The organism is Priestia sp. P5_B4 (genome assembly GCF_056400385.1).
Map to the genome: position 1 here is coordinate 1 of NZ_JBFULJ010000316.1, position 4,052 is coordinate 4,052.

Annotated in this window: 4 protein-coding genes and 1 pseudogene; all 5 read right to left on the bottom strand. The window is 36.9% G+C overall.

Going from position 1 to position 4,052, the window contains the following annotated elements:
• Positions 1-355: DUF3231 family protein (locus tag AC1DRF_RS18280; RefSeq protein ID WP_477741338.1), on the bottom strand; the 355-nt coding region annotated here is incomplete at its 3' end.
• A 495-nt stretch (positions 356-850) separates the two neighbouring features.
• Positions 851-1,663 carry a BtpA/SgcQ family protein gene (locus tag AC1DRF_RS18285; protein ID WP_097823924.1) on the bottom strand — a complete coding sequence of 271 codons (813 nt, stop codon included), beginning with the start codon at positions 1,661-1,663 and terminating at the stop codon, positions 851-853.
• A gap of 84 nt (positions 1,664-1,747) precedes the next feature.
• Positions 1,748-3,073 carry a GntP family permease gene (locus AC1DRF_RS18290; protein ID WP_477741339.1) on the bottom strand — a complete coding sequence of 442 codons (1,326 nt, stop codon included), beginning with the start codon at positions 3,071-3,073 and terminating at the stop codon, positions 1,748-1,750.
• A 78-nt stretch (positions 3,074-3,151) separates the two neighbouring features.
• A complete protein-coding gene (locus AC1DRF_RS18295) occupies positions 3,152-3,868 on the bottom strand; it encodes a GntR family transcriptional regulator (RefSeq protein ID WP_427075414.1) in 717 nt (238 codons plus the stop codon).
• Positions 3,869-3,879: 11 nt separating this feature from the next.
• Positions 3,880-4,052 (bottom strand): annotated as a pseudogene (locus tag AC1DRF_RS18300) (sugar kinase); the annotation flags it as partial.

Below are 4,052 nucleotides of genomic sequence, written 5' to 3' on the forward strand. Positions count from 1 at the left end.
CATCTTCTCTGTAGGCCTTGCCTAAACTTAATGTATACATCCCCATACTAATTTCTTTGATGACACGAAGAAACATAATATCAAATCCGTTAGTAAATAGTTTTGGAGCCTGTACATTTACGTCTTGAGATGAAAGCCCCGTTGGCACTACCGCTCCTTCTTTTTCAAATATTGTTTTTATTTTTCGTATGTATATAATGAGCTGCTCACGCAAGTCCGTCATAATTGTTTTAGCATCTTCATCATCCGCATGTTCAATCATATAATCTAACAAGCAAATAATTAACGTTTTCTGCTGATATGTCATCCACAGCGTCCCAATTTCGCTTGAGGTAATACTAGGTTTGTCAGGCACTGTTACTTCCCTCCGCTTCTTCAGCTTTGTTGAGTACGTCTGTTTCTTTGAAAAGAGAGCATACTCATTGTACATTTACTTATCATTATGCTATCCAACATTCTGTTTTTTATTTCCCCCCTGACCTATAGCTTTTGGGCAATAAAAAAACAGCTCTAATTACAGAACTGCTTCTTACGTTTGATTTGCACAGTTAAGATACTAATTAATATGAAAAGGCTCATTTTTCATTAGATCACCACTATAATAAAAATTAATTAAACAGAGAATTTGTATTCTTCAGATTGGGCGGGATCAATGAAAATTTCTCTTTTAATATTGTCCATTTTCTTTTAGCTATTACTCCAATGAAACTAAGCTGTATATTCTCATCTATTGCTATCTCTTTTTAAATATGCCTTTATTACAGATGAGGTATACAGGTGCACTGTGGACAATTACAGCATCCGTATCAAAACTAAAAGCTAACTGATTCACCTTTACCCTTTTTGTCGTTTAAAGATTGTCACGAAAAAATTTTACTTTGTCCATAAATCTTTTTACACGGTCAACATCCACATGGTTTTCAAATTTACCGTCGTATTTAAATGTTGTACCTACAACTGCCCCATCAGCAATAGATAACTGTTCTTTGAAATTAGTGAAATTAACTCCTGTATTAGCAAGTAAAATTGTATTAGGAACAGCCTCCTTTACGCGCATTAATAACTGCACATCCGTCTTGGCCCCTGCTGTTAATCCAGATACACATAGCGCATCTGGTCGATTGTTAAATACCGTAGATGCAGCAATACTTTCAATTTCCCGCTCAGCTAAATACGCAGCAGATTCAGGAACAACATTATATAATAATTTAACGTTTTTGGCCCCAATTCGATGCTGATGTCTAATTGTTTCTCCAACGTTGGTATTCCAAGTACCAAAATCACTTGCATATACGCCTGTAAAAATTTCTCTAACAAACTTAGCACCAGTAGCAGCCGCTAAATCCAAAGATTTCTTAGCATCCCACAATACATTTACTCCAAAGGGCACTTTAATTTCCGACATCAATTCACCTATAATTCGTGCCATCGCAGCTACAGTTTCCGTTTTAACATCCGTTAAATACGGCATGCTAAACTCATTTGAAAACATAATAGCATCTACTTCGCCTTCTTGAAGAGCATGCAAATCCTTTCTTGCCATTTCTACTACATAGTCCATACCTTTTTCACTATTAAAATATGGATCTCCAGGCAGCGGTAACAAGTGACACATAGCAATAATAGCTTTTTCTGTTCCAAGTATTTCTTTTAACCAGGTCATATACATTGCCTCCTTATTCTACAAATACTATATATCAAGTCAACTAGTAAACCTCCTTCCAAAATAATCAGAAGGAGGAAATTTTCAAATAAAAACATCAAATAATAGAACGCCTCCAAAAGCAATAAACGAAAGCAGTGTTTCTAGTACCGTCCATGTTTTAAACGTCTCTTTTACTGTTAGACCTAGATATTCTTTTACTAGCCAAAAGCCTGCATCATTTACATGAGAGAACATTAGTGATCCTGCTCCTGTCGCAATAACCAGCAGTTCCAGATTGACTCCAGACATATGCACAATGATTGGTGAAACAATGCCGGCAGCTGTTGTTAATGCAACGGTTGCCGATCCGGTAGCAATACGAATTAATCCTGCTACCATAAATGCTAAGACAATAGGAGAAAGCGATATTTGCTCAGACATTTGAGCAATTGATGTACCTACACCGCTATCAATTAAAATTTGTTTAAATCCCCCTCCAGCTCCAATAATTAAAATAATAGATCCAACCGGAAGCAATGATTCTTCTACTAATCTTTTAATTATATCTTTCTTCATTCCCTGACGCATGCCCAAAAGATAAAATGCGGCAAAGCAAGAAATTAAAAGTGCGATGACAGGGCTGCCGATAAATACAAAAAATTTAGTTAAAAAGCTAGAAAGCGGTATATACGGAGCCATAACAGATAACACCATTAATAACACAGGTAATAAGATAATGAAAAATGAAATACCTGTGTTAGGTAATTTTTCAGATGAAGTGCTGATACGAATTAATTCAGGTTCCCCTTCAGGAATCACACGTTTATGCACCCATTTTGCGAATACAGGCCCTGCTACTATTGCTGMTGGAAGAGCAATAATCAATGAATAGAGCAAAACTTTTCCTAAGTCTGCATCATATATTCCAATGGCTGTCATCGCTCCCGGGTGGGGGGGCACAAGACCATGTACAATCGATAGGCCTGCAATTACAGGCAGTGCAATTAATAGAATATTTTGTCTTGTTGTTTTATGAATAGAAATCACTAACGGCAGTAAAATAACAATTCCAACTTCAAAAAAAACTGGAATACCTATTATAAAACCAGCAAAGAGCATCGCCCATGGCAACTTTTTGATTCCAAAAAACCTAATGAAAAACTCCGCCACCTGCATGCCAGCCCCTGAGTCTGACATCATTTTCCCTAAAATCGTTCCAAGCGCCAAGATTCCAACAAGGTGACCTAAAACACTGCCGACTCCTGTTTCATAAGCCCCCACAATTTTGTCCATCGAAAGCCCTGACATAATAGCCAGAAATAAACTGGCAACGGTTAAGCTAATAAAAGCATGCCACTTCCACCAAGAGACTCCTAATACAACAATAACAATTGCTAGGCATGTCACAAGCAATAGATACATATCCATACTAAATTCCTCTTTTCCCCCATTTAGTAAACGCTCTCATTTTTCAGACGAAAAGAATATGTATTCTTCTCGCACTTCTTAAATATCGTAATTCACAATGTATTGCTGCATCTCTGTATTATAATAGCCCTCACTGTATTCGATGATATTTCCTTCTTCATCATATGAATACCGTGATCTCTTTAATAGCGCTTCTCCGGCCTGCACATTCAGTCTTTCGCCTACATAAGAATCAGCTTTTGCAACAGCAAACTGATCTCGAAATTTCTCCAATGTAATATCTTGTTCTTCAATCAAATCGTATAACGACTGTGCATTTAAGTGTGTTAATTCTATCCCTTCCATACGTTGCATGGTTAAATAATGCGTGTAATGAATATAAGGTTCATTATCTAAATAGTAAAGACGTTCTATTTGAATACATTGCTCACCAAACAGCGTATATAAAGTTGTTTCTGGTGCATTTTTAATTGTCTCCGCCCCAAGCAACTTTTTCTGAATGATATGCCCTTTTTCCACCAACACTTCGGTAAAGCGTTTTCCTTTTGAGAGCCTTGAAATAGATGTATTTCGAATAACTCTTGTTCCTTTACCGCTTTTTGTTTCTAAATATCCATCTTTCACAAGTTCTTTAATAGCATTTCGAACCGTAATTTTACTTACTTGAAATTCCTCTTCCAGCTGCGGCTCAGAAGGAATATTTGTTTGAATGGGATACACGCCATGCAAAATTCGATCTTTTAAGATATTTTTTATTTGTAAATACAGTGGTCCTTTTTTTCGAGATACGTTCACTATTACATCCTCTACCTTTCTACATCGCCTACTGATTCTGTCATCGCTTTTTGTATATCGTACTGGGATGACATAGGAGTATCGCCTACGATTGTATGAGCAAGCATTCCCGCTGTTACAGCGAATGCCACAGTCTTTTCTGCTGAAAAGCTCTCTAACTCGCCATATAAAATGCCGCTTGTAT

What these genes read in the sequence shown, in the direction of transcription:
- AC1DRF_RS18285 (WP_097823924.1), bottom strand. Translation starts at nt 1,663, where the DNA reads ATGACCTGGTTAAAAGAAATACTTGGAACAGAAAAAGCTATTATTGCT.